General features: G+C 59.3%; 23 protein-coding genes and 3 pseudogenes. 15 read left to right on the top strand and 11 right to left on the bottom strand.

Annotation, left to right across the window (positions count from 1 at the left end):
* The first annotated feature begins 2 nt into the window (after positions 1–2).
* Genes ALP40_RS18000 through ALP40_RS17970 form a run of 7 tightly spaced genes read left to right on the top strand, consistent with a single transcriptional unit; the run spans position 3 to position 7013 of the window.
* On the top strand, positions 3–1871 hold the full coding sequence (locus ALP40_RS18000) for an IucA/IucC family siderophore biosynthesis protein (RefSeq protein ID WP_122209556.1): 1869 nt from the start codon (positions 3–5) through the stop codon (positions 1869–1871).
* Positions 1861–2781, top strand: coding sequence for an ABC transporter substrate-binding protein (locus ALP40_RS17995; protein WP_122209555.1), 921 nt, complete (start codon positions 1861–1863; stop codon positions 2779–2781). Before ALP40_RS18000 ends, ALP40_RS17995 begins: the two co-directional genes overlap by 11 nt.
* The gene (locus tag ALP40_RS17990) at positions 2778–3767 is read left to right on the top strand and encodes an iron ABC transporter permease (protein ID WP_122209554.1); all 990 of its coding nucleotides are present in this window, start codon (positions 2778–2780) and stop codon (positions 3765–3767) included. Before ALP40_RS17995 ends, ALP40_RS17990 begins: the two co-directional genes overlap by 4 nt.
* Entirely contained in the window at positions 3760–4791 is a 1032-nt protein-coding gene (locus ALP40_RS17985; RefSeq protein ID WP_122209553.1) for an iron chelate uptake ABC transporter family permease subunit, read from the top strand. Before ALP40_RS17990 ends, ALP40_RS17985 begins: the two co-directional genes overlap by 8 nt.
* A gap of 10 nt (positions 4792–4801) precedes the next feature.
* The gene (locus tag ALP40_RS17980) at positions 4802–5593 is read left to right on the top strand and encodes an ABC transporter ATP-binding protein (protein ID WP_122209552.1); all 792 of its coding nucleotides are present in this window, start codon (positions 4802–4804) and stop codon (positions 5591–5593) included.
* Positions 5590–6366 carry an IucA/IucC family C-terminal-domain containing protein gene (locus tag ALP40_RS17975; RefSeq protein WP_122209551.1) on the top strand — a complete coding sequence of 259 codons (777 nt, stop codon included), beginning with the start codon at positions 5590–5592 and terminating at the stop codon, positions 6364–6366. The genes ALP40_RS17980 and ALP40_RS17975 overlap by 4 nt, the downstream gene beginning before the upstream one ends.
* Complete coding sequence (locus ALP40_RS17970) at positions 6357–7013, top strand: RraA family protein (protein ID WP_258197780.1); 657 nt, start codon at positions 6357–6359, stop codon at positions 7011–7013. Before ALP40_RS17975 ends, ALP40_RS17970 begins: the two co-directional genes overlap by 10 nt.
* 76 nt (positions 7014–7089) lie before the next feature.
* Here the strand turns inward: ALP40_RS17970 and ALP40_RS17965 are convergent, their stop codons facing one another.
* Positions 7090–7527 (bottom strand): response regulator, encoded by a 438-nt coding sequence (locus tag ALP40_RS17965; protein WP_122209549.1) that lies wholly within the window; start codon positions 7525–7527, stop codon positions 7090–7092.
* A gap of 279 nt (positions 7528–7806) precedes the next feature.
* Positions 7807–8330 (bottom strand): annotated as a pseudogene (locus tag ALP40_RS17960) (sugar-binding domain-containing protein); the annotation flags it as partial.
* On the opposite strand from ALP40_RS17960, the pseudogene ALP40_RS17955 reads away from it, so the two are divergent.
* The 5 genes and pseudogenes from ALP40_RS17955 to ALP40_RS17935 form a co-directional block, all read left to right on the top strand.
* Positions 8328–8952, top strand: a pseudogene (locus ALP40_RS17955) (FGGY-family carbohydrate kinase); the annotation flags it as partial. The pseudogenes ALP40_RS17960 and ALP40_RS17955 sit on opposite strands and share 3 nt — an antisense overlap.
* Positions 8953–9064: 112 nt before the next feature.
* Entirely contained in the window at positions 9065–9490 is a 426-nt protein-coding gene (locus ALP40_RS17950) for an HPF/RaiA family ribosome-associated protein (protein ID WP_122209548.1), read from the top strand.
* A 9-nt stretch (positions 9491–9499) separates the two neighbouring features.
* Positions 9500–10675, top strand: a complete 1176-nt coding sequence (locus ALP40_RS17945; protein ID WP_122209547.1) for a hypothetical protein — start codon at positions 9500–9502, stop codon at positions 10673–10675.
* Between the two features lie 83 nt (positions 10676–10758).
* Positions 10759–11037 carry a hypothetical protein gene (locus ALP40_RS17940; protein ID WP_122209546.1) on the top strand — a complete coding sequence of 93 codons (279 nt, stop codon included), beginning with the start codon at positions 10759–10761 and terminating at the stop codon, positions 11035–11037.
* Positions 11034–12089, top strand: a complete 1056-nt coding sequence (locus tag ALP40_RS17935; protein ID WP_122209545.1) for a M42 family peptidase — start codon at positions 11034–11036, stop codon at positions 12087–12089. The genes ALP40_RS17940 and ALP40_RS17935 overlap by 4 nt, the downstream gene beginning before the upstream one ends.
* 14 nt (positions 12090–12103) lie before the next feature.
* On the opposite strand, the gene ALP40_RS17930 is transcribed toward ALP40_RS17935, so the two are convergent.
* The 6 genes and pseudogenes from ALP40_RS17930 to ALP40_RS17910 all read right to left on the bottom strand — a co-directional run bounded on the left by ALP40_RS17930 (position 12104) and on the right by ALP40_RS17910 (position 19858).
* Positions 12104–13702 (bottom strand): rhamnogalacturonan lyase B N-terminal domain-containing protein, encoded by a 1599-nt coding sequence (locus ALP40_RS17930; protein WP_122209544.1) that lies wholly within the window; start codon positions 13700–13702, stop codon positions 12104–12106.
* 30 nt (positions 13703–13732) lie between these two features.
* Positions 13733–14950 carry a pectate lyase gene (locus tag ALP40_RS17925; RefSeq protein WP_259640729.1) on the bottom strand — a complete coding sequence of 406 codons (1218 nt, stop codon included), beginning with the start codon at positions 14948–14950 and terminating at the stop codon, positions 13733–13735.
* A 124-nt stretch (positions 14951–15074) separates the two neighbouring features.
* Positions 15075–16262 carry an MFS transporter gene (locus ALP40_RS17920; RefSeq protein WP_122209542.1) on the bottom strand — a complete coding sequence of 396 codons (1188 nt, stop codon included), beginning with the start codon at positions 16260–16262 and terminating at the stop codon, positions 15075–15077.
* 157 nt (positions 16263–16419) lie between these two features.
* Entirely contained in the window at positions 16420–17184 is a 765-nt protein-coding gene (locus ALP40_RS26215) for a methyl-accepting chemotaxis protein (RefSeq protein ID WP_409077531.1), read from the bottom strand.
* 90 nt (positions 17185–17274) lie between these two features.
* Positions 17275–18309: pseudogene (locus ALP40_RS26210) on the bottom strand (cache domain-containing protein); the annotation flags it as partial.
* Between the two features lie 349 nt (positions 18310–18658).
* Positions 18659–19858 carry an MFS transporter gene (locus tag ALP40_RS17910; RefSeq protein ID WP_122209540.1) on the bottom strand — a complete coding sequence of 400 codons (1200 nt, stop codon included), beginning with the start codon at positions 19856–19858 and terminating at the stop codon, positions 18659–18661.
* A gap of 242 nt (positions 19859–20100) precedes the next feature.
* On the opposite strand from ALP40_RS17910, the gene ALP40_RS17905 reads away from it, so the two are divergent.
* Positions 20101–21372: an NTP/NDP exchange transporter gene (locus ALP40_RS17905; RefSeq protein WP_122209539.1), complete on the top strand. Its 1272-nt coding sequence runs from the start codon at positions 20101–20103 to the stop codon at positions 21370–21372.
* 196 nt (positions 21373–21568) lie between these two features.
* Here the strand turns inward: ALP40_RS17905 and ALP40_RS17900 are convergent, their stop codons facing one another.
* Positions 21569–22216, bottom strand: coding sequence for a DUF2238 domain-containing protein (locus tag ALP40_RS17900; RefSeq protein ID WP_183136062.1), 648 nt, complete (start codon positions 22214–22216; stop codon positions 21569–21571).
* An 821-nt stretch (positions 22217–23037) separates the two neighbouring features.
* Here ALP40_RS17900 and ALP40_RS25885 point away from each other — a divergent pair.
* Positions 23038–23418, top strand: a complete 381-nt coding sequence (locus tag ALP40_RS25885) for a biopolymer transporter ExbD (protein WP_259640728.1) — start codon at positions 23038–23040, stop codon at positions 23416–23418.
* Between the two features lie 72 nt (positions 23419–23490).
* Positions 23491–25800, top strand: coding sequence for a TonB-dependent receptor (locus ALP40_RS17890; protein WP_122209537.1), 2310 nt, complete (start codon positions 23491–23493; stop codon positions 25798–25800).
* Positions 25801–26011: 211 nt separating this feature from the next.
* On the opposite strand, the gene ALP40_RS17885 is transcribed toward ALP40_RS17890, so the two are convergent.
* Positions 26012–26347 carry a hypothetical protein gene (locus ALP40_RS17885; protein ID WP_147478341.1) on the bottom strand — a complete coding sequence of 112 codons (336 nt, stop codon included), beginning with the start codon at positions 26345–26347 and terminating at the stop codon, positions 26012–26014.
* A gap of 89 nt (positions 26348–26436) precedes the next feature.
* A complete protein-coding gene (locus ALP40_RS17880) occupies positions 26437–26754 on the bottom strand; it encodes a hypothetical protein (RefSeq protein ID WP_122209535.1) in 318 nt (105 codons plus the stop codon).
* Positions 26755–26944: the final 190 nt, after the last annotated feature.

The raw sequence follows: 26944 nt of genomic DNA, 5'->3' as shown, positions 1-26944 counted from the left end.
CGATGAATTTCACATCACATGCGGTAGACCTGGTCATGCAGGATTTGGTCGATTGCCTGCTGGCCGAAGATTTCTTCGGTGGCGATAACCTGAACCTGCAAGACACCGCAGCCTGGCAACGGAGCCATCCGCACGCGCCTGCATTGGCCGGTCAAGGTGCGGGCCAGCAGGTCTGGGACTGGAACTGCGATGCCGCCGAGCAGCGCTTTATCAGTATCGCGCTGCGCCCGGGCATCACTCAGCGATGGGAGAAAGTACCCGGCACGCCGGTTCTGGGCCGTCAGGGCGAGCGCTGGACGCAGTTGTCGCCCGAAGACTTCATGAAATGGGTGTTTGCCGGCATGGCGCCGCGTTTTGCCGACAACGAAAAGGGCTTGTCGCTGTTTCTGGATGTGTTGCGCATCAGCGTCTGGCAGACCGCGCTGTCGCTGGATCACAAGGTGGATGACCAAAACCTGATGGCTCAGGACGGTCATACGTTCTTCCGTACGATGGAACAGTGGGCGTCGCTGCGTGACCGTCCGTACCATCCGCTGGCCAAGGCCAAGCAGGGCTTGAGCGAGGAGCAATACCGCGCCTATCAGGCCGAGTTCGCCCAGCCGGTCGCGCTCAACTGGGTGGCGGTCGACAAAACCCTGCTGCAATGCGGTGAGGGCGTCGATGATCTGCAGACGTCGTTCCCGGCTCGCCATTTGCTGCCTACACACCTGCAAGTCAGGCTTGATCAGGAAATGAAGGATCGCGGCGTTGCGAACAGCCACGTCGCGCTGCCGGTTCACCCTTGGCAGTTCGATCACGTGCTGGACGCGCAGGTGGGTGATGCGCTGGCCAAGGGCGATTGCCTGCGTCTGGATTTCAATGAAGCCTCGGTGTTCGCCACTTCATCGTTGCGCTCGATGACGCCATGCTTCGACAGCGCCGATTACCTAAAACTGCCAATGGCCATCCATTCGTTGGGTGCGTCGCGTTATCTGCCAGCCGTCAAGATGATCAACGGCAACCTCAGTGAGGTGTTGCTGCGCCAGGTGGTCCATAAGGATGAAGCGCTGAGTCGCTCGCTGCACCTGTGCGACGAGCGCAAGTGGTGGGCCTTCATGCCGAAAGACGCGAGCCTGTTCGACGAAGGGCCGCGCCACCTCTCTGCGATGGTGCGCACGTATCCCTCCGAACTGCTCGACGATCCTGAGTGCCGCCTGCTGCCAATGGCTGCGCTGGGCACGCCGTTGCCGGGCAGTAACCGACACTTCTTCGATGAGTGGATGGCTTATCGTGAGTTGCCGCGCAACCAGGCTTCGGTGCTGACGCTGTTTCGCGAGCTGAGCCACCGTTTCTTCGACATCAACCTGCGCATGTTGCGCCTAGGCATGCTCGGCGAAGTGCATGGGCAAAATGCGGTGCTGGTGTGGAAATCCGGGCAGGCGCAGGGCTTGTTGTTGCGCGATCACGACTCGCTGCGCATCTTCGTGCCGTGGCTGGAACGCAACGGTATGCAGGATCCGGTCTATCGAATGAAGAAAGGTCATGCCAATACCCTGTACCATGAGCGCCCTGAAGATTTGCTGTTCTGGCTGCAGACCTTGGGTATCCAGGTCAATGTCCGGGCAATCATGGACACACTCGCGCAGGTTTACGAGGTTCCTGTGACCGCGTTGTGGACTGTATTGCGCGACGTGCTGGACGACCTGATCACCACCATTGAATTCGACGAGGAGGCCCGCACCATGCTCCGGCACCAACTGTTCGACGCACCGAACTGGCCACAAAAACTGCTGCTCACGCCAATGATCGCCCGCGCGGGCGGCCCGGGCAGCATGCCGTTCGGCAAGGGCGAAGTGGTCAACCCGTTCCACAGGTTGCGACGTGACGTCTGACGAACCCTTGTCATCGTCCCGGCGCAGGGCATTGCGCCTATCGCTGGGACTGCTGGTGTTACCCGGTTTGTCGCTGCCCGGCATTGCCCGGGCAGCGCCGTTGCGGGTGGTCACGTTGTTTCAGGGCGCTTCCGACACCGCCGTGGCATTGGGTGTGACACCCTGCGGTGTCGTTGACTCCTGGAGTGAGAAGCCGATGTACCGCTACCTGCGCCCGGCGCTGGCGGCGGTGCCCCATGTCGGCCTGGAAACCCAGCCGAGCCTTGAAGACATCGTACTGCTCAAGCCGGACCTGATCGTCGCCTCGCGCTTTCGCCATCAACGCATTGCCCCCTTGCTCCAACAGATCGCTCCGCTGGTAATGCTGGAGGAGGTGTTCGAGTTCAAGCGCACGCTGGCGATGATGGGCGCGGCGCTGAACCGTCAGCAGATGGCCGTCGACCTGTTAGGGCAGTGGCAGCGCCGCGTGGTGCAATTACGGGAGCAGTTGCAGGCGAAGTTCGCCGGCCGCTGGCCCATTACCGTGTCGGTGCTCGATATCCGCGAAGACCACATCCGCAGTTATCTGCCCGCCAGTTTTGCAGGTTCAGTGCTCACTGAACTGGGCTTCGCCTGGACACCCGCTGCCCGCGAAGCGCAAGGCGTTTCCCTCAAACTCAGCAGTAAAGAGAGTCTGCCTGTGGTCGATGCCGACCTGTTCTTTGTGTTTCAACGCGGTGATAACCAAGCCGCGATGAACAATTACCAAAAGCTTGTGCAACATCCGTTCTGGAAACAATTGCGCGCCCCGCAGGACGGAGAGGTCTGGCGCGTCGATGCAGTGGCCTGGAGTCTGTCCGGCGGGATCCTGGGGGCCAATCGTATGCTCGACGAGATAGCGCGGGTTGCGCTCGGGAACAACCTTTCATGAGTGCGGGAAAAAAACTGGCTGTCGGCTTATCGATGCTCTTGGTCTGCATGGGGCTCAGCCTTGCCTCGGGCGCCAGCTGGATTTCGCCCGCAGCCATCTTCTCCAGTGTCTGGCAGCCCGACGCGCTCAGCGCCAGCCAGCATGTTCTGCTCGACAGCCGGTGGACCCGCACGCTGATGGCCATTGCGGTGGGCGCAAGCCTGGCGGTCGCCGGTGCACTGATGCAGGCCCTGACACGCAACCCACTGGCGTCTCCGGGTCTGTTCGGCATCAATGCTGGCGCAACATTTTCGATCATTGTCTGCTCTTCGCTGCTGACCCTGACGTCGATGAGTCAGTGGCTGTGGTGTGCGTTTATCGGCGCAGCGGTGGCCGGGTGTCTGGTCTGGGTGATCGGCAATCGCGGGCAGGGCAGCCTCAATCCGTTGCGTATCGTCTTGGCTGGTGCCGCGATCACCGCGCTGTTTACCGCATTCAGTCAGGCGCTGCTGGTGGTCAATCAGGATGGACTGGATACCGTGCTGTTCTGGCTTGCAGGCTCGCTGTCGGAACGTGACCTGGCCACTGCTGCACCGTTACTGGCGTGTGTGCTGTTGTCGTTGATCGCCGCGCTGCTGCTGGCAGGGCAGGTCAATGTGCTTAACACGGGCGAAGCCATCGCTACGGCACTGGGACAACGTACCGGGCTCATTCGCCTGCTGATGAGCGGGGTGATCATCGCGCTCGCAGGCAGCGCGGTGGCGTTGGCAGGCAGCATCGGGTTCATCGGTCTGCTGGTCCCCCATATGGTGCGCAAGACGCTGTCGATCGATCACCGCTGGCTGCTGCCCGGTTGTGCGGTGTTGGGGGCAACGCTGCTGCTGTTGGCCGATACCCTGGCGCGGGTGGTAATTCTGCCGCAGGAAGTACCGGTCGGTGTGATGACTGCGCTGTTCGGCGCACCGTTTTTCATTGCGCTGGCACGCCGGGGGGCTCGTTATGGATAAGCACCTCACGTTGCGCTATCGCGGTTTCTCGCGACGGTTCAGTCTCGCCGGGCTGACGCGGCTGCTCACGGCGGTCATTTTTACCCTGGCGGTCATGATGGCCTCGTTGTCACTGGGCAAGGTCAACCTGTCGCCTGCGACATTGTTCAGTGTGCTTTTCGGCCACGCGGATGACAGCCTGGTGTTCATTGTCGAGCAATTGCGCATGCCCCGACTGGCCTTGGCTGCACTGGTGGGGGCGGCGCTTGCGGTTTCAGGCCTGATTTTGCAGAGCATTATCCGCAACCCGCTGGCTTCCCCGGACCTGCTGGGTATTACCAGCGGTGCCAGCGCTGCGGCGGTGATTTACCTGTCGTTTTTCTCGGTGGCGCTGGGCGCGCAGTTCCTGCCATTGGCCGCCATGTGCGGCGCTGGCCTGGCGGCCCTGGCGATCTATCTGCTGGCCTGGAATCAGGGCGCGTCGCCGTTGCGGCTGGTGCTGATCGGGGTAGGGGTGTCGGCACTGCTGGCGGCCGTGACCACGTTCATTCTGGTTTTCAGCCCGCTGACCACCACCCTGTCGGCCTACGTCTGGCTGACCGGCAGCGTGTATGGTGCCAGTTGGCCTGAGCCGCGCGCACTGGCAAGCTGGCTGGCGGTCCTTTTGCCCTTGCTGGTGCTGCTGGCTCGGCAGGTGCGGGTGCAGCAACTCGACGATGATCTGGCGCAGGGTATCGGCGTACGCGTGCAGTGGTTGCGCGCCGGGTTGCTGCTGGTCAGCGTGGCGTTGGCGGGGCTGGCGGTGGCCTGGGGCGGGGCGATTGCCTTTGTCGGGTTGATTGCGCCACATATCGCCAAGCGCCTGATCCCGCCTGGCTTTGCCGGTCAGGCGCTGATGTCTGCGCTGATGGGGGCCAATCTGGTGATGCTGGCCGATCTGGCCGGACGCACCCTGTTCCTGCCGTTGGACCTGCCCGCAGGAATTTTTGTCGCGGTGCTGGGCACGCCGTTTTTTCTGTATCTATTGATCAACCAGCGGCATTAAGGAATTTCGGATGGCGTCCATTGCAACCCATGACCTGACCCTGAGTTATCAAGGCCAAGTCATCATCGACAGCCTCGACCTGCAGTTGCCTCAGGGCCAGGTAACGGTGTTGATCGGCAGTAACGGTTGCGGCAAAAGCACCCTGCTCAAATCCCTGGCCCGTTTGCTCAAGCCCCAGCAAGGCACAGTCGTGCTCAATGGCGCGGACATTCACCAGAAATCCACTGCAACCGTCGCGCGTGAACTGGCGATTCTGCCGCAGATGCCCAGTGCGCCTGAAGGCATTACCGTGCGGCAGTTGGTGGCGCTGGGGCGTTATCCCTACCAGAACTGGATGCAGCAGTGGTCTGCCCAGGATGAAACGATGGTCGAAAAAGCGTTGTTGCAGACGGGTACGCTGGCACTGGCCGAACGCCCGGTGGATGCGTTGTCCGGTGGCCAGCGTCAGCGCGCATGGATCGCAATGACCCTGGCTCAGGACACCGATATCGTTCTGCTGGATGAGCCAACCACCTTTCTCGATCTGGCCCATCAGATCGAAGTGCTGGACCTGCTGCGCGACCTGAACCGGCAGGAAGGCAAAACCATCGTCATGGTCCTGCATGACCTGAACCTGGCGTGTCGCTATGCCGACCACATGATTGCCGTGCATCAGCGTACGGCCTTTGCGCAAGGGCGGCCGGCCGATATCCTGAGCGAAGCGCTGGTCAAACAGGTCTTCGACCTGAACTGCCGAATCATCGCCGACCCGTTTTTTGGTACGCCGCTGTGCATTCCCTTTGGCCGGGAACTGCCCCAATGACTCAGGGGCAAGCCTTCAGCAACGCCGAATGGGCGGTGCTCAGCGGTGCGTTGCAGTTAAAGACGGCCGACACCCGGGATCCGCGTTCACTGCCCGCACGGGCGTTGCTGGATGAAGAGGTGTGCAGGCAGATGCTCGCCGCCTTGGGGCCTGTCATTGGTTCGCCAACGCTCGCCATCACAGCCTCGTTGCTGGCCAAGCGTTTTTCCTTCCTGAGCACGGGGGCCTGCCTGTACGCGATGTCGGTCTATGACAAAGGGCTAATACTGTCGCTGGACAACAGTGTGGTCGAGTACGCCCATGACAATGGCGTGTGGACATCGGCCATGCCGATGACAGCCATCACGCCGATTGGCTGCGAGGAGGGTGCGCGCGACCTCTGGCGGGCGTCCATTGTCCGTGCGCTGTTTGCCGACCTGTTGAAGCCGTTATGGGAAACCTTCAACCGGGTAAGCGGTATATCTCGACGCATCCTGTGGGAAAACACCGCAGTACGTGTGTACTCGCTGTATGAAAAGCGCATGGCTAAAGTCGATGACCCTGCCATTCGGGCACGGTACGAAGCGGATTTCGACTGGTTGTTGAACCATGCAGATCCATCGTTGTTCGGGCTGGACTACAACCCGCTCAAGCATTTCAGGCGACCGCCGACGACACTGCCGACCGGGCAAAGCATTCGCTTTCGCCGCACCTGCTGTTTTTATTACGACGCCAGCAATCCCGTCGAGTATTGCTCGACCTGTCCGCTATTGAGGCCAAAGAAATGCCGATGAACGAGCGAATCGCACCCAGGCAGCAACACGTCAGCAACGACGTACTTGATCAGTACCGGGAAATTTCAGCATCGACCATCGGCCACTTGACCGAATCCGGTTATCTGCCGGGCATCAGGCCTGTGTCTGAAGGGGCGCGGCTGGTCGGCAACGTCGTCACTGTCCGGGTGGACCTGCCCGATGGCAGCATCCTGCGTGACGCCTTGATCAACAGCGAGCCTGGCGACGTATTGGTCGTCGAATGTGCAGGTGATGCGCATTGCGCATGCTGGGGCGAGCTGCGCACCTTGGCGGGCCTGATCAAAGGGTTGGCCGGTGTAGTGGTGTCCGGTGCCGTCACCGATGTCGCCGCTCTTCGCGAGCATGGCTTGCCGGTGTTCAGTCGTGCTATCAGTGCCGTGACCACGCGCAGCCTTGGAGAAAGCGGGGCGCTCAACAGTCCGATCAGGATTGGCGAGGTGACGGTACAGCCGGGCGACATTGCCATTGGCGACGATGACGGCGTTTTCATCATGAGTGCGCAACAAGCGTGTCAGATGCTGCCTGAGTTGTTGGCAAAGGAGAGGGCGGATCGGGCGCGTCGAGAAGAATTGCTTGAGCGACTGGTTGAAAAGCGCATGAATGTTTCTAAGCGGTTCATCGGCTAGCCCGGTCGCAACCACACCCCCGGCGCTGCGCGCAATGCCATTCAGCACTCATTGCGCGCAGCAGGCTCGAAGGCGCTCAGTTCGGATCGTCCATTGATACGTGGGCAATGCCTTCTGCGCCCAGGCTGTCCATGATGCCGTTGACCAGTTGCGTGATGGTCCAGGGCTTGGCAATGAACAGCACGTCGTCTTTCAACTGATCGCTGCCGGGCGTGCCGTGGCCCGACATCACCACCACGGGGATGTGCGCCCACTGCTCGCCCACCACGTTGGCCAGGGCAATACCATCCATGCTGCCGGGCATACGGACATCGGTGAGCAGCAGCGCAACCCGATTCGTGTGCTCTTCCAGGTATTTCATGGCTTGGTCAGCGTTTTCTACGGCCTTGGTGCGAAGTCCGACATCCGTCTCAAGGATTTCACATACGAAGTCACGGATTGTCTGCTCGTCTTCAACGACAAGCACCAGACCTTCACCTGGTTCAGGCTTCCCATACTGCTCTGATTGAGCCATTTCTCGTTCCCTCAGCCTTGCATTTCACATTCAAAAACACCGCAACGTTGGACGTAACCGTTGCTCATGCTGATATGAGCAAAACAGGGGAGGAAAAATTCATATTTTTCTGAAAAACAGCTCATCTCATCGCGCAGAGGCGTCATTGGGCGGGTTTGGTCTTGAGTAACGGCGCTCCACTGTCGACCGCGCTGTCTGAGATAGAGGCGTAAGAGGCGGGCATCCCGCCTTTCGCAAAGAATCCGCTCCCCGACGCAAACGGATGTACGGTGCGGAACTTCAGCCTATGAGCGAGCGGGCCGTCGCAAGGTCAGTAATCAATACATCCAGATAGCCACCTCGCAGCGCGCCGCGAATCGCGTTGACTTTACGCTCGCCGCCGGCAAGGTCGACGACCCGTGCGATGCTCAGAAGCTGCTCAAGGTCTACGGATACCACGACTTCCTCGCTGTCCTGCAGCACCGGTTTGCAGTCGGCATCGAATAGCGCAGGCAGATGTCACCCACGGCGCCACGCTCGGCCAGCAGCTTCAGCATCGGTTCGCCATGATAGTTGCCACTGTTGCGCAGCAGTTTCGAGGGTTCGAGCTCGCCAATACCGACCAGCGCAACGGTCAGGTTCGAGAACCGCTCGACAACTTCTCTGACTTCGTCCAGTTGCAGAATGCGATGACGGCTGTCGACGGATTGTTCGATGCTTTGTGAGGGCAGCAGGTAGGCGGGGCAACCCAGCAGCGTCGCCAATTGCTGAGTCAGCAGTGTGGCCTCGAAAGCGCCTTTATTACCCACGCCGCCCAACAGCTGGCGACTACTGTTGCTTGGCAGACCGATGCACCCACGTATGCATTGGAAGGCAATATCGTGCACACCGGAGTCGCCGTAAGCTGGGCGGCTCGCCTGCTGGGGGCCGCAGGACGTTGACGCACTGGCCGCCGAGGCGGCGGCCTTGCCGGATAAAGGCGGTGTGTATTTCGTTCCCGCACTTGGCGGCCTGGGTGCGCCTCATTGGAGCTCACAAGCTCGCGGGCTGATCACCGGACTGACCGAGGCCTCCACCCGCGCGCACATTCTGCGCGCCACCCTTGAAGCCATTGCCTACCAGATTCGCGACGTTTTCGAAGCGATGGAGCTGGACAGCCCCGGCCCTTTGGGAGAGCTGTGGGTCGATGGCGGTGCCACCCGAAACGAATGGCTGATGCAGTTTCAGGCAGACCTGTTGCAACGTCCGGTCATCCGCAGTCTGTCGCCGGAAGTGTCCGCCATCGGCGCTGCGCACCTGGCAGGCTTTGCGCTTGGCTGGTGGCCGGATGAGGACGCACTGGCAAGCCTCGAACGTCCTCGCCAGCGATACGAACCTCGCAGCAATGCAGTCCCCGAACTATACGGGCATTGGAAGCAGGCACTGAAACGCACCGCCTTGCACTGAGCATCCCGGATCACTCTGGACTGACCAGTTATCCATTTTCAGGAACCGACCCGTTGCCGGATCTTTCTACTGGCACAGGCGCAGTCGGGCGCCTGTGTCGGAGGATAATCACATGCAAGTTCAGGTGGACAGTAATCACATCGAAGGCAGCGCAGAGCTGCAGGAGTGGGTAGGCAGTACGGTGGTCGATGAGTTGGAACGCTATGCCGATCTGCTGACTCGGATAGAGATTCACGTAGGCGACGTCAACGCACAGAAAGCAGGCCCTCAGGACAAACGCTGCCAGATCGAAGCCCGCCCCAAGGGACATACACCGCTTTCCGTCACCCACAAGGCGGACAGCCTGGACTTGGCTGTCGCAGGTGCCGCCAGAAAAATGAGCCATGCGCTGGAACATCTTATGGGGAAACTGTCGTCGAAAGTCGAGTCAACCGGGCATCTGACTGCGCCGGTCGTGCATGAGGACTCGGCCGCCGAGGTGGACGCCATGCTGGAAGACGAGTTCCTCGAAAAACAGGCTCGGCTTGCCAAAGACTAGGAGGTCGTCATGGTTCCAATTCAACCTTTTACCGAGCAGACACTGAACAGGCTGCTGGCGTTGGCGGGACGTCCCAACCTCAGTGTGTACATGCCAACGCATCGAACGTTTCCGCAGCGCACCCAGGACCCTATTCGGTTGAAAAACCTGATCAAGGAACTGGAAATCCTGCTGGAGCAGCATTACCCACAGATAGCCAGCCAGGCACTGATCGCGCCGTTCCACGCGCTGATCGACGACCATGCGTTCTGGAACACCTGCCCTGAAGCCATCGCCATTTTTGGCGGGCTGGAGCATTTTCTGGTAGTGGGCCTGCATAAGGCGGTGCCGGAAACCGCAGTGGTCAATAGCCATCCCTACTTGAAGCCTTTATTGCGCCTTGCGCCGATGACGGATCGTTATCAGGTTCTTTGTCTGTCGCGTGACAGCGTGCGTGTTTATGAAGGATCCATGCAGAGCCTGCAGGAGGTCAGTCTGCCGGAGGCGGTGCCGACCAATCAAAATCAAGCGCTGGGCGATGAACTTACCCCCCGCGACCAGCGGGGCCATCCAGACGGGTTCAGCGGTGGCGGGGAGCGCGGTGATCCGATGATGCACGAGTCGGGCGGCAGCGGTAAGCAGGAGGAAATCAACCTGGATCGCGAACGGTTCTTCCGCATCGTTGACCGCAGGATTACCGAACATTGCTCGCGGGTCTCGAAATTACCGCTTGTTCTGGTAGCACTGGCTGAAAACCAGGCCGTGTTCAGAGCGCAGAGTCGCAATCCGTTTCTGCTGCCGGTGGGCATAGAACAGGATCCGGCGACACTGACGGCGGCGCAGTTGACGTCCGCATGCGGCGAACTCATCCGTCTGCGTCAGGACGACAGGCTGGATGAGGCCTTGGGTCGATACGCAAAAGCCGTGGGCCAGCGGCTGAGCGCACATGAACTGCCTGAAATCGCACGAGCGGCCACCGAGGGCAGGGTGGCCCTGCTGCTGGTCGAGGCTGAACGCACGGTTAATGGCGTGATGGATGGGCTGAGCGGCGATCTTGCGCTTCAGAGCAATGACGAGGCAGGTTCGGATGACGTGCTGGACGAAATGATTCTGGCCGTCATGCAGCATGGCGGAGAGGTGATTGTACTGCCGCCGGAGCGCTCCATGCCGAGCGAAACGGGCGCTGCGGCCATTTATCGTTACTGACCTTCATTGGATCACGAGTTCGTCGTCCGTGATCCCGACTTTCACTCCCCGGCCAATAAGCAACAGGCTCAGGAGACGCAATCATGACCAGAAACGACAAGCAAATGGAACTGAAGGCATGGCACCTGTTACTGGAGGATGACACCTATCGACTGGATCTTCCCGATGACTTCTACCAGACGCTGATTCGTCGAGCCGACGAACTGGTGTTGCGCGAGGTGATCACCCTGCAGGAGTGGCAGCGTTTGAAAGACACTGCCGACGCCGTATATGAAAAAACACTGAAAAGCCTTTCGACCCTGCAACGTGATCGAGTGGACACGGTTTCGATCGATCTGTGCATTTCATCGGAGAAACCATGAGCGATCAACGCCAATCCTTGCTGGAAGCTTTGCTGCTGGCCTACGGCCCGGGCGGGCAGGAAGATGAAGTCCGTAAGCTGTGCAAGACAGAACTGGAACGCCATTGCGACGAGGTCACGGTTGACCGGGCAGGCAACGTCATAGGGCTGATAAAAGCGGCGCACGCCTCTGATCCCGATGACGGGATCAGCGTGATGGCTCACATGGACGAGATAGCAATGGTCGTCAAGCTCGTGAATGAAGACGGCACGCTGCTGGTCGAAGCACTGGGCGGTGCCCAACCCATCTGTTTCGGGGTGGCCCCCGTCGAGGTGCTGGGCGATACGCAAAGATGCCCAGGCGTGCTCTCATTCGGATCCATGCACAGCAGTGGCGGCACATCCCAAAGCCGGGACGTCCTCAAGGGCAACGTGCAATGGTCGGACGTGCATGTGGTCACCCGCCGACCCCGGGAACAACTGTCGGCACTGGGCATCCGGCCTGGAACGCGTGTGGTCCTGAGCAAGCACTGGCGCGCCCCGTGGTATCTGCCCGATGCCATTGCGGCGCATTTTATGGACGACCGGGCACCGCTTCTGGCGGTCATTCAGGCAGCAGAAGAGTTGTGCAAAAGACGCCACGAACTCAGGCAGGATGTCTGGATTGTCTGCACAACGCTGGAAGAGGAAACCAATGCCGGGGCCATGTACGCGGCCTCCAGACTGCCGGGTGATACGGTACTTGCCGTAGAGGTGGGACCCGTGCTGGAGGAATACGGGACTCGCCTGGAAGACAACCCCATTATCAGTACAGGCGATCAGAAGGGCGTCTACACCCGGTGCGTCGTTGACGACCTGATTGCTGCTGCAACACGAGCCGGGTACGACGCCCAGGTCGCGCTTTTGGTGGACTTTGCGTCCGATGCAAGCGCGGTGATGAGCATTGGCGCGGCAGCGAGAGCCGGGTGCATCGCCATCCCGACGGAAAATACGCATGGCTACGAAATCATCACCCAAGGCGGCATACAAGCCTGCGCGGACACGATCGTTGAGTATGCGCTCAAGGCCAAGTGAGCCTGTCACATGGCCTATTCGACCAGTTGCACGCTGTCATAGACAAACCCCGGGCTCAAAAAACCCGTGCCTGACTTGCCGGAGGCAACGCCGATCTCGAGTGAGTTGCTGCCTGAATGCAGTGCCGACGCCGGGATGTTGAATTCGAACAGGGTATTGTTGCCACGCCAGGTGCCGCGGGTGATGCCACGACTGTCGGGTTGCGCTGAGGCCGCTGGCACCTCGGCGTGCCAGCTGTCGTTGACGCTCAATTGCGGTCGTCCGCCCGCCTGAGCGAGGGAAATGAGCACTCGCAACCGGTAGGCGCGTATTTCCTTGGCGGCCAGTAAGAACTCGATTCGGACAGGGCTGTTGATGTCACGCCATTGTGCGGCCGGGAAATCGGCAGGCGTGCTTGTTCCGACCGTGTAGGTTCCTGACTTCCACGTTGCCATACGGGCGTCGGAGGGGTGGGCCGCTGGCAGCAGTTGTGCGTTACGAAAGCCTGTAGGGGTTCCATCGGGCAACCCGATCTGCCATTTCACTCGACCCTTGGGCGATCCGGCATTCAGTGTGGTGTGTGTGACGCTGCCCGCTGAAACGTCCACTGTGCCGTGGGCGATCTCCAGCTCGGTCTGGTAGAGCGTCAATCGATAACGCCCAGGGCGAACATCGGGCAAGAGAAAATCACCCGCCGTGGAGGTTCGCGCCCAATACTGCGCCGTTTCATTGCCCAGACCGACCACCGCTGGTAGGCCGTGATCAGTTCCCGAGGCATGGCCGGACACCGAACCTCGCTGAGTGCTGTTCAGAAACCCTTCAAGCCCCAGACCGTTTAGAAAATCCAATTGGGCCAGTTCAGCCGAAGGTGCTTCCCCTTGTGTGAATAGCAGGCCATAAACGCCGTGCAGACCACCCCGATAAGCTTCGGTCTGGGTGTGGTTGGAGAACATGTAGTTGTACAACTCGTGAGTCTTGGCGGTTTTCTGGGTGGCGATGTCTTTGAAAAACGGACCTCCCGAACTGAGTTCACGATTGCCCATGAGCATATACACCGCCACGCCCGGGCCTTTTACGCCGTGAATGGCATCATCGATCATCGGCTGCGCCGAGTAGAACTTGGAGCTGGTGCGTCCATCCGGCAGCAAAAACACGTCCTTGCCTTCGATCGCTGTGCCGACATTGGAGTCGGTCCCATGCGTTGCTTTGGGCAGCTTGCCCACATCCAGTCGCGTGACAAATCGCAACTCCCCAACCGGCAGCAACGTCGGCGCATACGTTGCCATGTAAATAGCGTCGCGGCCTTTCACTGCCATGTAGTACTGCGTCAGGTCACCTGCCTGGGCGCTGATCAGGATCACATCGCCTACGGTTTTAACGTTCACCTGCGCCGCGCCCAAGCCTGATGCGATCTGCGACGCTTTTGGTTCGCGGGTCTGTAATTCCTGGCCTCGGTAGCGCAGGGAGACCAGATCGCCATTGCGCGTGTCCACGCTGAATATCAGCTGGCTACCGGTGTCCACGACAATCTGCGGCGGCGTTCGAACGAATCCAAAGGATGCGCTGTGTGCCTCGCCCGCAAGGCCGACCAGACCCAGGCAACCGCAGCACAGCATCCAGATCAAGCGTTGCATAAGGCGTACTCACGGGATTTCAAAAAGGAATCAGTCTTTACCCGCACCGGCGTGCAGAGGCACTCTCGCCAGCGCTACATCGGCAGATAAAGGCGTCACCAAGTACTGGCGGTATGGCACGAACGCTTCAAGTACCGCGTCGTCCTGTGGGCGATAGTCGTCGCCGCTCAGTTGCTGAAGATTGGCGATACACGCTCTGCCAATCGTGCGCTGACATTCGTCGTTCACAGCCGCTGCTGCAGCCGTTGAGAAGAGGGCAAACCCTGCGCCCGGTTGCTTTTCATCGTTGAACATCGGGTGCGTCACGTTTTCGAACCCGTTCGCTTCGACCAATAACTGTGAGGAGGGCGTGCGTGACATGATCGCGCCCTGATAAGTCAGGCGGGCAAACACGTTATTGACCAGCTGGGCGATCACGGCAGCATCGTGCATTCCGCCGGCGTGAGGCGCACGGCCTGACGTGTCGTGCACGTAATTTCGCGCCAGCGTCAGCGTGTCATGGCCGCCAAGGAACAGCCATACCCAGTAATGATGCCCGTCGCAGGTAGAGGACCAGAGTGTTCGGCCGTCGAATTCATTGTCGGATATCGTCACGTGAGACGCGGCGCCCCAGCCGGTGACGATCATCTGCCTGCCGATGCGCGCAAAGGTGTTGTGGTTGATCCACACGCCGTCTGCGTCGTCGATGGTAAGCGCATCGCCTCCCCAGACGACCTGCGCATTGATGTCGGACAAGGTCAGGTTGCGGACGATGACGTTATGGACACCGCCACCGATCCACAGCCCCATGCCCTGAATGCCTGCCTGTTTCCCCATCCCCTGCAACGTTTTGTTCGAACCGATTTTCAGACGTTTTAACCCGGCGTTGTCGTAAGTCACTAAGGCGGGCGGCCTTGACTGGCAGAAGTCGTTTGCGCCGTTGAGTGCCAGCTGCGCGCCACCATCGGAGCAAGCCTTGACCATGCAGCCGGTCTCGGTGGTGGTGGCACTGCCGTTCGCCACTACGCTGCCGCGAAAGTCGAACATGTGGTCTAGCAGAACAACGCGCGGCGTCGTATCCGTGCAGTTGCCACGGTGATCGTAAGTGCTGCACAACGCCTGCTCGAGCTCATCCAGCGTGGCGGGATGCACGGCGACGGCATTGGCACCGCCGGTGACGTCTTTGGCAAAACCGTCGGGGTGCTCGGCAGCGTGCCCCCATGAAGGGGTGACGAGTACCGTGCAACACAAGGCCAGCCCCTGCAGCAGCGATCTATACAAAAGGATGCCTCCGCAGGCAGCAAACGACTCGTTAAAGGTCGATCATCCGACATTCAACGAGTCGCTGGCGTGTAGATCGACCCTTCTTAAGCTGCTGTTCAGCCGCCAGGCTCTATTGCCCGCCCTTCATGCGCCTGGCCAGCAGGTAAATGCCCAAGCCCGCCAGCGCACAGCCAGCGCCAATGTAGCCCGTGCTGGTCCAACCCATACCTGCGGTGATCGCCATGCCGCCAAACCAGGGACCCAGCGCATTGGCCAGGTTGAATGCTGCATGGTTGGAGGCTGCGGCCAGACTCGGCGCTTCATGTGCGATGTCCATCAGGCGGATCTGCAACGGTGCGGCCAGCGCGACCATCGTGCCGACCAGCGCGATACCCAGCAACACACCCCACAGCGAGCCGGCGGCGAACGGGAAGAACAGCAATACGGCCATCGACCAGATCAACAACACGCCGACGGCCTTGAACTGCATGTGATCGAACAGCTTGCCGCCTGCGATGTTGCCGATAATCCCGCCCACGCCAAAGGCTGCCAGTCCGAAGGGAATCCACTGAGGTGACACACGCGTGACGTCCAGCATGGTCGGAGCCAGGTAACTGAACACGCAGAACATGCCGGCAAAACCGACGGCACCGATGGCCAGCGCCATCCACACCTGCGGTTTGGTGAAGGCGCCCAGTTCCTTGCGTGGATCACTGCGCGGTTCGTCACGACGGTCAGGCACGAAGCGCCACACCAGCGCGATGGTGCAGAGGGCGAGGAGTCCTACAAGCGCGAAGGCCGAGCGCCAACCGAAAAACTGGCCAAGGAAGGTTGCAATCGGATTACCCAGCAACATCGCCAGGGTCAGGCCCATCATGACCCGCGCCACAGCACCTGCGCGTTGGTTGTCCGGCACCATGCTCGACGCAACCACGGCTGCGATACCAAAGTAGGCTCCGTGTGGCAGACCGCTGATGAAACGAAAGGCGACCAGGCTGCCAAAGGTCGGCGTAAAAGCCGTGGCCACGTTACCCATCGCGTAGAGCGCCATCAGCAGCAACAGCATGTGCTTGCGTAACAGTTTGGCACCGATAATCGTCAGCAGCGGGGCGCCCACCATCACGCCAAGCGCATACGCACTGATTGCATGGCCCACCTGAGGCTCGCTCAGGTGCAGGTTTTTGGCGATATCAGGCATCAAACCCATGATTGCAAACTCGCCCGTACCGATGGCGAAGCTGCCCACAGCCATTGCGGCTTCCATTTTGCCAGCGGCGCGCGCGGGCAAAACGTGCCCGGTTTTTTGCTGTATCGACATGCGTCGCTCCGTCGTGAAGGATTGCCAAACGAAAAACGCCGACGCTGACTGAGCATCGGAGAAGGGGTCTAGAACCGTGTTCGACGCCAGAGTTCCGGATATTTGGAAGCCTGCGGCATAAATAGGTGAATCGATTCCGCAGCGATTCACCTGCACGCTAGATACGGAAGCTGCCGACCAGTTGCGTCAGACGGGCTGACTGGCGTTCCAGATCGGTACACGCACGCAGCGTTGCATTGAGGTTCTCGACACCTTCGTGATTCAGGGTATTGATTTGCGTGATGTCGACGTTGATCGCTTCGACAACAGCGGTCTGTTCTTCAGTGGCTGTCGCAACCGATTGATTCATGCCGTCGATTTCTCCAATGCGCACGCTCACGCTTTCAAGGCTTGAAACAGCCTGATTGGCGATTCCAACCGTTTCGACGCTCTCACGCTGACTGTCGTTCATGAGCGCCACCGCTTCACGGGCGCCTGACTGCAACTGCTCGATCATCTCCTGCACTTGACTGGCCGACTCCTGGGTTCGATGGGCCAGATTGCGAACTTCATCAGCGACCACGGCAAAGCCTCTGCCTGCCTCACCAGCACGTGCCGCTTCGATAGCCGCGTTGAGCGCAAGCAAGTTGGTCTGCTGAGAGATGCCGGTGATGACTTCCAGTATCTGGCCGATGTTGGCCGTCTTGGTATTGAGCGCTTCGATCTCGCCACTGGCACCGCTGATACGAGAGGACAGGCGATCCATCGCCGCGATGTTCTTACCGACCACCTCCTGACCCTCGGACGCCAGCGTGCGGGCGTCGCTGGAATGACCGGAGGCGCGTGCGGCGTTCTGAGCAATTTCCTGAGCGGCAGCGCCCAGTTCGTTGATTGCCGCCGCGACACTGCTGGTGCGGTTGGCTTGCTGATCCGAGTTGAGCATCGAGGCATTGGACGCACTCACTACCCTCAAGGCGACTTCGTTGAGCTGCACCGTTGAGGACGCCACTTCTCGCATCGAGTCGTGTATACGCTCCACGAACAGGTTGAAGCCATTGCCCAGATAGCCAAATTCGTCCTGGCTCTCAATCGTCAGACGCTGTGTCAAATCGCCTTCGCCCGCAGCGATGTCATGCATGGCACGGCCCATCAGGTTGAGAGGACGCAGCAGTACGCTCAACAGCATGCCCAGCAGACCGATAATCAGCACCACGGCGACGACTGTGGCCACGATCGCTGAATTTCTGAATTCGCCCAAGGTGGCGTAGGCCTTGGTTTTATCCATCGCCACGCCAACATACCAATTGACTGAAGGGAGCCCGGTGACCGGCGCGAAGGTCAGAATCTGGGGCTTGCCCGCGTAGCTGCTCTCGCTGATGTCCTGCGACAGCCTTGGGGTTGCCACGGGGTAAACCTCAGCCAGTGTTTTCATGGCCAGCGATGCGTCAGGGTGGACCAGAATACGACCGTTGGCGTCGACCAGAAATGCATAGCCATCGTTGTGCAGGCGTAGGGAACTGATCATTTTAACGAGGGTTTCCAGGCTCAAATCTCCGCCGACAACCCCAGAAACCCCTGAAGCAGCCTTGACAGGGGTCGCAATCGTTACGATCAGGCCCTTGGTGACCGCGTCCAGGTAGGGCTCGGTAAGCGTCGTTTTGCTTGCGGCGATGGCGCCCGTGTACCAGGGACGAGTTCTCGGGTCATAGTCACCCGGCATATCGTCAGGAGGCTGAGTGCTGAACGATCCGTCTTTCTTGCCTACGTAAATACTCATGAATGTGGCGAGCAGGGTACGCTGGCCAAGCGCGACATTCTGCGCCTCTACCGTTTGTGGCACAGCCGCGTTGTCTGCCAGATTTTCCACCAGCAGAATTCGTCCGGAGAGCCAGTTGCGGATATTGCCCGCGGTGCTGTCACCGGTCTGATTCAGGCTTTCCTTTAGCTGGTCACGCAGCGCATTGCGTTGCAGATAATCGTTGTAAAACGTGAACGATGTGAACGCGGCAATTACCACGAGAGAGGCAGCCAGCAGAATCTTATGGCTGAATTTCAGGGATTTGGTCATGCGGATACGAGCCTTTGAAGTGTCTAGCGCAGGGGTTCTGTGTAGCAAGGTCACTTCGGCGCTTATCGGCTGCCCGCCTGATTAATGAATGCCACTCGTCATGTAAAGCCGGGCAGGTATCGGCTCAAGTTCATGAAGAACGGCCAATGGGGCGGCTCGTCGAATCCTGATGCGGGTTGGCAAGGCTGTTTTCAGGCACACGTCATGTCGCGAGCGATGCGTGAGTTGAGGATTGAGATGGTTTTGCGCAGATAGGTCATCAACGGAGGGGCGGGGTGACCCCTCCGTAACAGGTGACTCGGCGCCCAGTGAGAGCAGCGCCCGCTAACGGGTCAGCGTCTTCGTGGCATCACGATGCGCACGGAGCCGATTTTGAAACGTCATTGTCACGTCGCACCCGGCTCATCGCAGGCACGAGACTCACCAGACCCGCCAGCGCCATCACAGCGCCCACCCAGAGCGGTGAACGCAAACCATACCCGGCGTCAATCACAGCGCCACCTGCCCAACTGCCGAACGCCAGGCCCGCAGTGATCACCGAGGTGTGCAGGATGTTGACCATCGCCGCAGGTTCGGCCGCCTTCATCACGCGTGCGACCATCGCAGGGTTCAAGGCAACACCCGTCAGCCCCAGCGCGAAGAAGCAGCCCAGGTTCAGCCACAGATGGTCACCGGCCAGAGCAAAGCCGCCCAATGCCAGCACCATCAGGCCGAGCCCCCAAGCCAGGGCAGGGAATGTGTAGCGATCGGCGAAGCGACCCACGATCATGTTGCCCATGAGGTTGGCAACCCCATAGATAGCCAGAACAGGGGCAACCAGCGTCGGTGCAATGCCGACCTCATGAATCAGGATCGGCGTGCAGTAACTGAACGCTGCAAATGTCCCGCCGATGATCAGTCCGCTGGTGATGTACGCTCCCCACAGCTTGGGGTTTCTCAAGCCCGCCCACTGCTGGCTCAGCGGCGGTTCGCCACCTTTCTGAATGGCTGGCAGACGTCGTGTCGCCAACACGGTACACAGCATGGCCAGCGCAACGACCGCCCAGGAACTGGCACGCCAGCCGACATGCTGCTCGACCCAGGTGGTCATCGGCACGCCGATGACGGGAGACAGCATCAACCCGGCCAGCACGACAGAGACCGCGCGGCCACGACCCTCAGGTGCGACAAGGCCTGCGCAGATGGTCATGCACAAGCCGATGCACACGGCACTCGAAATACCCATGACGATACGTGCCACCGCCAAGACAGCGTAGCTGGGTGCCGCTGCCGCAACGGCGCCCGCGATCACGTAACACGTCAGCAGCCAGACCAGCGCGCGTTTGTTGCTGATGCCTCTGGAGAGCAGCAGCACCGTAACCGGCGGACCGCCCAGCGCCATGCCCAGCGCGTAATAGGCAATCAGATTGCCAACCTGCGCCAGGCTGACAGAAAACGCCTCGGCCAGCGCAGGCATCATGCCAGCCACCATGAACTCGGCAGTGACCAGGGAAAAGATTGTCAGACCCAGCAGGTAGACAGTTGGAGGCAATTTGGAGCGGGTAGTCATCAGTGTCTCGGGCGGGGAAAAGGTCGGCTACGGTAGGGAATGTTGACCGGATGGTCAAATCGACGTCAGGCATATTGGTATTCACTGATTGTCATGGTGGGTTCGTTTCCGAAATACCGCTGTTCATCAGGGTGCACTGAACCGTGGAAGATGCCTCAGTGTCTCTGGCACATTGCGTTAGCCTTTAACCGGACGCTGGGAGTAACCCCCTTGCCAAGCACATCGCTTAAAAGCCCCCGATCATGATTCGTGCAGCAGCGCTGAAGTGGGCCGATGTGCGGCCCGGCGAGCGAGCGGCGCTGTTGCTGGGGTTTGCCTTCCATTTCTGCGTACTGGCCAGCTACTACTTGGTGCGCCCCTTGCGTGATGCGCTTGGGCTTGAAGGCGGTGCCGACAAACTTCAATGGCTCTTTACCGCGACCTTTCTGGTGATGCTGCTGATGGTCCCGCTGTTTGGCGCACTGGTGTCCCGGTTGCCGCCCCGGCGTTTCGTGCCGCTGATCTATCGCGGCATTGCGCTGACGATGATTTTGTTCGGCATCTTGATCGCCAATCGGATTGCGCCGGTGCAGGTCGGCAACGTGTTCTTCGTCTGGATCAGCGTGTACAACCTGTTCATCGTGTCGATCTTCTGGAGCGTATTGGTTGACCGGTTTTCCAGTGAGCAGGGGCGGCGGCTATTCGGTTTTGTGGCCGCAGGCGGCACGTTGGGGACGTTCATCGGGCCGTTGCTGGCGGCGACGATGGCGTCCCGTCTCGGGCCGATTGCATTGACGCTGGCGGCGGCAGTGCTGCTGGAACTGGCAGTACGCTGCCACCGAGCGCTTTTGGTTCGCACCGAGACTCAGTTTTACCGGCCGTCGAACGTAGATCGCCACATGGGCGGCAGCATGCTCGGCGGCATCACCCTGATTTCACGCTCGCCTTATCTGCTGGGGCTGGTGTTATTCATGCTGATGCACACCACCGCCTCAACCTTTCTGTACTTCGAGCAGGGTCGAATCGTTGCAGGCAGTTATTCGGATGTCGCCAGCAGAACGCAGTTCTTTGCCGTCGTCGATCTGATCGTGTCGATGCTGACGCTAACCTTTCAACTGTTGCTGACCGGCCCTTTGATCCGCATGATCGGCATCGGCGGCGCGCTCATCGCGTTACCGCTGGCCACCGTGGTCGCGTTCACCGCAATGGCGCTGGCACCGGTGCCTACCACGGTCGCGCTGGCGCAGGGGCTGCGCCGTGCCATCGAGTTTTCCATTGTGCGCCCGGCGCGGGAAGTACTTTGGACCGTGGTCAGTCGCGAGGAAAAGTACAAGGCCAAGAATGTCATCGAAACGCTGGTGTATCGCGGTGGCGATGCGGTGAGTGGATGGCTGTCGGTGGGGCTGGCGGCACTGGGCGCAGGATTCGGCATCGTTGCCATGCTGATTCTGCCTGTCGCCGGGGGCTGGGCCGGGTTATGCGTGTGGCTCGCCAGGCGACAGAAACGTAAAGCGGATGAAGCTGACGATCATTAAGTACAACGCCTGAAGACCCTGGAAAACGGACAGGGCATGTTAGTCATTGAGTGGTGGGAGACGACGTGTCGGCGATCTACCGGGACCGGCATCACAACCTGCGCATGCAGTGCGCTGTACCCAAGGGTTGCTGCGCAGCCCATCGCGGCCGTCTTAGTCGCCTAAGGCTCCCACGCCCTTCGGGCAAAAGCAGACCTCATCGTTCGGCTCCTTCGCCCTGCATGAACGGCGCACGTATTGCGTGGCCTCTGCAGACCAGCACCGCAAGCGAGCCCGCCGCAGCGGCGGCCATGTCTTTTTGCGCATCCCAAAAGTCGTCCTGAGCCCCCACAAACGCCGAGCCTCCTGGGCCGAGATAAGCGCCGCCCACCCATTCCATCAGTTCGTAAAGCATTGAGGTGGACAGGACCAGCGACCAGGCCATCAGCGACGCCCACGCGCCCTGAAGCCGGCATTTGACAGTCACGATCTCACGCAAGGGCAGGGCGCCCAGCACTCCGTAGGCCAGATGCACGAATCGGTCATATTGATTGCGCTGCCAGCCGAACAGTTGATCGATGCTGACCCCCGTCATCTTCAGGACGGTAGCGTCATAGGGCACCTGCGGATAGGTGTAGTGCGTGCCGACCTCATGCAGAACCACGAACGCCAGCACCAGTGCCCAGGACCTTGCTGTCCAGTAGAACCTGTGACGGCTGGCCCAGAGCGCTGCAGCGCTCAGCACCACCACGCTGTTTTCCATCAACCACGTCGTTCGATCCAGCGGCGCCCAACCCAGCACTGCGACAACAGTCAGAAAAACGGCTTGCAATCCTCTGATGACGTTTATTTCATGTTTGCTCACCTGCGCATGCTCCTGCCTGTACATCACGTGACTTGCCGGAAAAACCCACAGGTTTTAGTCATGGATGAATCCGGTAAATTCAGTGAGTTTCCGTTGTTGGCAGACGGGTGCCCTGTGGCTGGAACGCCCGTCAGATCATGCGCCGGCCAGGATGGCGCTGGGGCGAAACAGCAAGACGTTGGGCCGATCAATAACCCGTCTATTGGATCCGTGAGCAGGGGTCTCTAGTGAGTCAGTCTTTATTTAATGGGAGTTACTTACCTCTGTGCGGGGTACTGTCAAGGCCACATCAATATACCTTGGGAAATGACGTCCTCAATCTGTCATATCGACTAAGTACCGTCAGATTTCAAGACGGTGGACTGTTTCCGGCGAGCAGTGTCCATTCATGCATCGCCAACAGGTTTATTAACAGCGCCGGTTTAATCAGGCCCTGTTAAATGGCTGTTCTGGCTGGATGACTTAGGCGTTAGCGGCGCATTATGTGGAAGCGATAACAGGCCAGAGCCGCCGCCGGCACTGCATGACTGATGTGATACTCACCTGAAGGCCTTGTACGTGATCGTACATACGTCATTACCGATGACGGCTATTAAAGCGCTCAATGGCAATATAAAAACATCACGCTCTGGCACTTTTTGGCGTGGCACCATAAATGATATTGAGCATATAAAGTTAATGCTAACGGGCCACCACCCTGTAAGATGAAACTTAATAGCAAGTTCCTGCCTCGTCACATTAACTGCATAAACCTCGTAGTAGCATCGCCCAACTTTTAGACGTGCCGTCTCTTAGGTGCTCCGCCTTGAATGGGTGATGCTATGCCTGCGTTACTTTCATCCAGACGTCCGCCGCAGCAATTTTGCGAACACGCTCCGGCACCCAACCGGGCAACGCCTACCTCCGAAAAGCCCGCCGCGCCCATTGGCCGCGCCGGTTACCTGAACAACCCACCGCCCCTTGATGACGCAAAGCCGGTTGCGATCAGTATCGATGCCACCGGCAGTCTGTTTGTCGATGGCGAGCCTCTGGTCGAGGAGCAACTACCAGACGCCCTGCAGAACCTGCATACACGAGACCCGGAGGTCGCGCTGACCCTGCGCGCCGATACGGCAACCGACTACGGACGAGTCGCCCGCGTATTGGCAGATGTGCAGCGATCCGGCATCACACGCCTGGCAGTGATTACTGAAAGCCCATGAAGCCATAAAAATCCCGGCCAGCCTTAACGCAGGCCAAAACCTGTCGACTCATTACGTCCTGGAAGCCCTCTCATGATCACGTCATCGACCACGCACGCGTCACGTTTTCCGCTCCGACGGCTGGTGCTACTGATTGGTTTGCACGCGTTAAGTCTGTCGACCTACGCGCAGGACGCCGCGACGCCGACCGCCTCAACCGAGGAACCGGTTTCCGGCGTCACTGACGCCACTGACGCCACGCTGGGTACGGTTTCGGTGATCGGCCAGGGCGAAACACGCCAGGTGCAGCGCGTGAGTGACGAGGACATTAAGGCGTATTCGGCCGCCACGAACCCGATGAAAGTTCTGCAGCGTCTGGCTGGGGTCAGTTTTCAATCGGGCGACCCGCTGGGGCGGGAAGAGAGCAGCCAGCGCATCAGTTTGCGCGGCTTCGATATGCACCACTTGGGCTACACGCTGGATGGCGTCACGCTGGGCAACATGAGCTTTGCCAACTTCAATGGTCTGAGCATTACCCGGGCGATCATTGCCGAAAACATCGCCGACAGTGAAGTGGCGGCCGGTATTGGCGCACTGGGCACCGCCTCGAACAGCAATCTGGGCGGTACGATTGCTTTCACCAGCGCAAACCCCGACAAGGAGTTCGGTGCACGGCTGTCGCAGACGCTGGGCGATTACAAAACCAAGCGTACGTTCGCGCGAATCGACACCGGCGAATACAACGGTCTGGCTGCTTACATTTCCGGAGAAACGTACGACGCCGATGCCTGGAAAGGCCACGACAACCCCCAGGAATCGGACGCTATAAACGCCAAGGTCACCTACGATTTTGGCGGCAACCGCGTGAGTTTCTTTCACAGCACCTCGTCCCACAACGAGGCCAGTTTGCCGTCCCTGTCGAGCAGCATTATTCAGCGGTTGGGCTACAACTGGAGCTATTACACGCCTGACTGGACGCGCGCCGTGAATGCGGCCAATGGCATCTTTACCGGCGGTGTTACCCGTGCAGGGGATGCGACCTACAACGGCAGCAGCCTGCGTGACGATGAACTGGACATCCTGAGCGGCAATTTCTCGCTCAGCGATGATCTGCTGCTGGACGCGGCGGTTTATCACCACCACGACTCGGGCCGCGGCAATTCCTACTACCCGTTTGTCTTCACCAACGGCACCACCACTGTGCCCACCAACTCCATTCGCAGCACGGTCTATGGCATCAACCGGTCGGGTTTTCAGACATCGCTGACGTATTTCCTCGGCCAGCATGAGATTCAAGGCGGATTCTGGATTCAGTCGAACAAGAGCGACATTGGCCGTTATCTATTCGACCCGACCGGGACCGCACCGCAGAACAACATTGTGAAAACCAAAGGTTTGCCACAGGTCGCAACCGTCCTTGCCCAGGACTACAACGACCTGACGCGGCAGTTCTATCTGCGCGACAGCTACACCTTGCTGGACGACCGACTGAAGCTGGAGTTCGGTGCAAAAAATACGGTCACCACCTCGACCGCAGAAGGCAAGGGCGGCGGTTATGCCAGTGGCTCGCTGGAAGCACGTGATCGTTTCCTGCCGCAGTTGGGCGCAACATACAAACTCAATGATCAGGACGAGGTGTTCACCTCGTATTCCGAAAATATTGCCGCGTTCCCCAGTAGCGGTTACAGCCCGTTTTTCACCACGCAAGTCGCCGTCGACGCGGCGGGCGGGTTCAAGAACCTCAAGCCGGAAACCTCCAAGACCGTTGAGGTCGGCGTGCGCCGCAGCAATCCGCTGTACTCGACCTCGGCGGCGGTCTACAACACCAAATTCGACAATCGTCTAGTGGCAATTACCAATTGCACCGGCATCGTGATTTGCCAGAACAGCGTGGCCAACGTTGGCTCGGTCACCAGCAGGGGCGCTGAGTTGACCTTCGCGCTGACCCCTGATGAAAACTGGCGCTGGTCCAACTCGGCGTCCTATAACCGAAGCACGTACGATGATGACTACCAGAGCGGTGCCGACACGGTGCATGTCAAAGGCAAAACCGTCGTCGACACCCCCAAATTGATGTATTCCAGTAGCCTGGACTGGCGCTGGCAGCAATGGAACGCAGGCTTGCAGGGCAGCTACATGAGCAAGCGTTACTACACCTACACCAACGATTCGAGCGTCGCGGGCTATTGGCTGGCCAACACGACCCTGGGCTATGACTTCGGCAAGTTGGGTGCCGTCAAGGACACCACGGTATCGCTGAACGTGGTGAACCTGTTCGACAAACGCTACATCTCGACCCTGAACACCGACGCCAGTGCCGCGAGCGACCCGACGGGCGATCTGCAGATCCTCCAAGTGGGCAACCCACGGAGTGCGTTCGTCACTATGGCAGTTCGTCTGTAGCCATGCTATGTCGCGAAAATCCGCGATACGCCGGGCACGACTCTCAAGCCGCGCAAAGCGGCCGGCTGACCCATGCGGCCCTGAGTGTGATGGATGGGCACTCTTCTGGATCGCTGACTCCAGGACACCAGCAGGGCAGTCTGGGCGAGGGGATTGAATGGGAGTTGAACATCGCCCGGCAACCGACCTCTACGGGGGAGCCGTGCATGCTTTATAAGGACCCTAAAAATGACAACTCACTCGGTACTTCATAGTGGTCTTTGTCGTATTTCAAAATCGTCCTGGACGCGACAGGTTCGCTGTCGGTGCTTTCGCATTCTTCGCCCTTGACCTTGTTCTGTGTCTTAACGACACGTGCGTCTATTTGTAGATTGGCCATTCCATTCATGCCTGTGTTTGCTATTGATAGCGTACGTTGGGTCTCGCTGAACTGACCATCGCACATTCCGTCGGACTCACCGTTATACCTGCTGACTTCCAGCGCATTCATCACCGGACGTAACGTTTTACCCTCAAATAGATAAAGATTCAGAAGTGTGCTGCTCACCGTCACAACTCGGGATGAATTTCGAAGAGCCACCCTGACTCCAAAGGCTCGCAGCTTCGGTGCAAGCTGATAGCGCGCGGTGTCCAGTGTCAGATCGTCAAAAAAATAGCGTCTGAGCTGATCGCTGCACTTTGATAATGCTGGGCGATGATCTTGCTGCTCGTCGTATTTGCCACGAGTACGGCAAGCCCATAATCGCCCTCGCCGTCTGCGGTGACGCTCTCTGCAAACGGCAGGGCCGCCAGCGTCTGGCTAGCGTTGGCTGGATTAACCTTGCAGACCGCTCGTTCGCGATCAAATTTCAGCTCGGGCTTGATGGTTCTGGCCCAGTTATCCAGTTGATCCGTGCAGTCGGCAACAGCGAACAGGGGAAGGATGAGTAGCGGCACAGCGGCGAGTTTGAGCATTGCAGTGTTTGATTCCGTTCAAGAGCGAGGGGAAATGCTTCATCTATAGCATCACTGTCCTGCCGCAGTATCTTCGATAAGAGGATCGAAGACGACAGCAATAAAAAGCGTCGTTTGCACACAGACAGTTAAAAACCGGGTGTTCGCGATAGCGCGACTCGTTGCTCATCGGCAAAGTCTGCCGAGACAG

The organism is Pseudomonas viridiflava (genome assembly GCF_003702045.1).
Lineage (GTDB): Bacteria > Pseudomonadota > Gammaproteobacteria > Pseudomonadales > Pseudomonadaceae > Aquipseudomonas > Aquipseudomonas viridiflava_C.
This window is presented reverse-complemented; position numbering and strand designations above follow the sequence as displayed.

Bases quoted from the DNA above. Each gene is read 5' to 3' on its own strand.
- ALP40_RS18000 (WP_122209556.1), top strand. From the start codon at position 3: ATGAATTTCACATCACATGCGGTAGACCTGGTCATGCAGGATTTGGTC.
- ALP40_RS17990 (WP_122209554.1), top strand. From the start codon at position 2,778: ATGAGTGCGGGAAAAAAACTGGCTGTCGGCTTATCGATGCTCTTGGTC.
- ALP40_RS17985 (WP_122209553.1), top strand. From the start codon at position 3,760: ATGGATAAGCACCTCACGTTGCGCTATCGCGGTTTCTCGCGACGGTTC.
- ALP40_RS17980 (WP_122209552.1), top strand. From the start codon at position 4,802: ATGGCGTCCATTGCAACCCATGACCTGACCCTGAGTTATCAAGGCCAA.
- ALP40_RS17975 (WP_122209551.1), top strand. From the start codon at position 5,590: ATGACTCAGGGGCAAGCCTTCAGCAACGCCGAATGGGCGGTGCTCAGC.
- ALP40_RS17970 (WP_258197780.1), top strand. From the start codon at position 6,357: ATGCCGATGAACGAGCGAATCGCACCCAGGCAGCAACACGTCAGCAAC.
- ALP40_RS17965 (WP_122209549.1), bottom strand. From the start codon at position 7,527: ATGGCTCAATCAGAGCAGTATGGGAAGCCTGAACCAGGTGAAGGTCTG.
- ALP40_RS17950 (WP_122209548.1), top strand. From the start codon at position 9,065: ATGCAAGTTCAGGTGGACAGTAATCACATCGAAGGCAGCGCAGAGCTG.
- ALP40_RS17945 (WP_122209547.1), top strand. From the start codon at position 9,500: ATGGTTCCAATTCAACCTTTTACCGAGCAGACACTGAACAGGCTGCTG.
- ALP40_RS17940 (WP_122209546.1), top strand. From the start codon at position 10,759: ATGACCAGAAACGACAAGCAAATGGAACTGAAGGCATGGCACCTGTTA.
- ALP40_RS17935 (WP_122209545.1), top strand. From the start codon at position 11,034: ATGAGCGATCAACGCCAATCCTTGCTGGAAGCTTTGCTGCTGGCCTAC.
- ALP40_RS17930 (WP_122209544.1), bottom strand. From the start codon at position 13,702: ATGCAACGCTTGATCTGGATGCTGTGCTGCGGTTGCCTGGGTCTGGTC.
- ALP40_RS17920 (WP_122209542.1), bottom strand. From the start codon at position 16,262: ATGTCGATACAGCAAAAAACCGGGCACGTTTTGCCCGCGCGCGCCGCT.
- ALP40_RS26215 (WP_409077531.1), bottom strand. From the start codon at position 17,184: ATGCTCAACTCGGATCAGCAAGCCAACCGCACCAGCAGTGTCGCGGCG.
- ALP40_RS17910 (WP_122209540.1), bottom strand. From the start codon at position 19,858: ATGACTACCCGCTCCAAATTGCCTCCAACTGTCTACCTGCTGGGTCTG.
- ALP40_RS17905 (WP_122209539.1), top strand. From the start codon at position 20,101: ATGATTCGTGCAGCAGCGCTGAAGTGGGCCGATGTGCGGCCCGGCGAG.
- ALP40_RS25885 (WP_259640728.1), top strand. From the start codon at position 23,038: ATGCCTGCGTTACTTTCATCCAGACGTCCGCCGCAGCAATTTTGCGAA.
- ALP40_RS17890 (WP_122209537.1), top strand. From the start codon at position 23,491: ATGATCACGTCATCGACCACGCACGCGTCACGTTTTCCGCTCCGACGG.
- ALP40_RS17880 (WP_122209535.1), bottom strand. From the start codon at position 26,754: ATGCTCAAACTCGCCGCTGTGCCGCTACTCATCCTTCCCCTGTTCGCT.